Source organism: Rouxiella sp. Mn2063, from assembly GCF_049319665.1.
Lineage (GTDB): Bacteria > Pseudomonadota > Gammaproteobacteria > Enterobacterales > Enterobacteriaceae > JBMOUD01.
In genome coordinates this window covers 1-1,790 of record NZ_JBMOUD010000038.1, presented here as the reverse complement: position 1 = coordinate 1,790, position 1,790 = coordinate 1, and the positions used below count along the sequence as shown (strand labels likewise).

At 47.7% G+C, this 1,790-nt stretch carries 4 protein-coding genes; all 4 read right to left on the bottom strand.

The window, feature by feature from the left end; all coding sequences use genetic code 11:
- Nucleotides 1–118: 118 nt before the first annotated feature.
- Genes ACL9RG_RS22695 through ACL9RG_RS22680 form a run of 4 tightly spaced genes read right to left on the bottom strand, consistent with a single transcriptional unit; the run spans nt 119 to nt 1,392 of the window.
- On the bottom strand, nt 119–307 hold the full coding sequence (locus tag ACL9RG_RS22695; protein ID WP_422794910.1) for a NinE family protein: 189 nt from the start codon (nt 305–307) through the stop codon (nt 119–121).
- Nucleotides 273–506, bottom strand: coding sequence for a protein ninH (locus ACL9RG_RS22690; protein ID WP_422794909.1), 234 nt, complete (start codon nt 504–506; stop codon nt 273–275). Before ACL9RG_RS22690 ends, ACL9RG_RS22695 begins: the two co-directional genes overlap by 35 nt.
- Nucleotides 503–850 carry a phage protein NinX family protein gene (locus ACL9RG_RS22685; protein WP_422794908.1) on the bottom strand — a complete coding sequence of 116 codons (348 nt, stop codon included), beginning with the start codon at nt 848–850 and terminating at the stop codon, nt 503–505. Before ACL9RG_RS22685 ends, ACL9RG_RS22690 begins: the two co-directional genes overlap by 4 nt.
- Nucleotides 847–1,392: a phage N-6-adenine-methyltransferase gene (locus ACL9RG_RS22680; RefSeq protein WP_422794907.1), complete on the bottom strand. Its 546-nt coding sequence runs from the start codon at nt 1,390–1,392 to the stop codon at nt 847–849. Before ACL9RG_RS22680 ends, ACL9RG_RS22685 begins: the two co-directional genes overlap by 4 nt.
- Nucleotides 1,393–1,790: the final 398 nt, after the last annotated feature.

The following is a 1,790-nucleotide window of genomic DNA, read 5'->3' as shown; positions in this document are numbered from 1 at the left end:
GCTTGCTGCGATAAGCACGATGAAGAATGCGCCGAGCCATTTACCAATTTGCAGCTCAATTTTTGGCGGCTCGTAATGCATGCGGCCGAAGTGTCTTTTTGGGTATTTATGCTTGTGTTTATATTTGCGTTGCCTTGCCATAGCTTTTCCTCGCTCGCACACGGAGCCACCTCTTTGATAAGAGCGGCCACACCGGGTCAAAAGTTGGGATTTCTTGGGGAGACTGCTGGGGTTTTCGTTTGCTGCGGCTGGGTACTCTGAAGATGCAATTATCAATGACTACTTGGGTCGGACTTCGCTGTGTCATCGCGCCTCCGTTTCGGATTAGTCTTTATCATCAACACGTTGTTAACGACTGCGTGACGACTAAAGTCAGTGTCTTTCTCGTACTTCAATATCGTTGAGCGATTGACGTTTAATAGACGTGATAACTTTGCTTTGTTATTGCGACAAATGAGCAGCAAGCCCGCCACGGTGCAAATGGTTGGCGTTAAATCTTTTCTCATGATGATTCAGACTCCTTTAACATTAAGTAGACAATCATGGCGGCGCGGAGCGGGTTGTTATCGCAATCTGATTTTCCAGTTCCGTATCTATCCTCAGCTTCCCACCATGCGCCATCGCCTCCATAGGGTGTAAGCGATATTAAATTGGCTTTTATAATCGGCCACGCATCAGCGGGGTTGTTGCAGTAGTCGGGAAGCTCAATTGTCTTGCTTGACTCAACACCATGATTATAGAAAGTAAACTTTCGATCGTCGTTTGGCTCAAGCATCCAGTCGCCTTCAATTTTAATATCTGCTACACGCTTATTAATCTCAAAGTCACTTAGTTGTGAGTAATCTGTCATGCTGCCCTCGCTATAAGTTTTGCGCCAAAATTCATCAGCGTGTTTTTATCAACAAAAGTTCCGATTAATTGCGTTCTTGGGTACGGGCGCCAGATAATTAGCATCGAGCCTTTAGTGTTCCCGCCGACAGGCTTACCGCTTTGTGATGAGATAAAAGACAACCTCCCGCCAGTAATGCAGCGCACCTCGCTAGCTGTCTTGATTGCCTCTTTGAACCAACCGACCGATTGATCTGCCGGTAGAAGCATCACGCACCCGATGTTATTTACCTCGGCTTCATGAGCGGCTTTCTGCACAAACGGCAGCGGGTTGCTATACGGTGGATTCATCCATGCATAGCCAATCGCGACGTAATCACTCCACGGCGTGACTAATGTGTCTTGCTCTTCTGTGATGAAATTTCGACACAGCGCATTACGCTCAGATGCCGCCGCATCAAGTTGAAAGCTAAACTCAGCGTTTATTGCTGCGAATAACTCAGGCGGTGTTTGCCATGTGTCTTTGTGCTCCGCCGGTGTGTTACTGCCTCCGTAATCGCTCATCCTGCATTCCTCCGCTTCTTTGCTGCTCGCTTGGCCTTTGCTGCCCCAGACTTTCCGCTGTTAGATACCAGATATGTGTTGAATGGTCTTGGCTCTACATACCCAGACCAGGGGCTAGCAAGAGCCGAAATGGCAAATGCCAATATTGATTTATTCATTCGCCCACTCTCCGGTTAATCATCTGAAGCAGCGACAGATTATTTTTCCTAAGGCTGCATAGATCACACAACTGCACCGCTCCTTCGCATGGATTCCAGTTGAGGTTGTTAACCCGGTCACCGCAACGCAGATCGTTTCCGTTTGGATTTAACTGTTTGCGACAGCCAATTTTTAACTCACTCATTACGCCACCTGTTTAGTTTTGTCGCCGTAGCGATTTGCCCATTCAATTGCCAGCC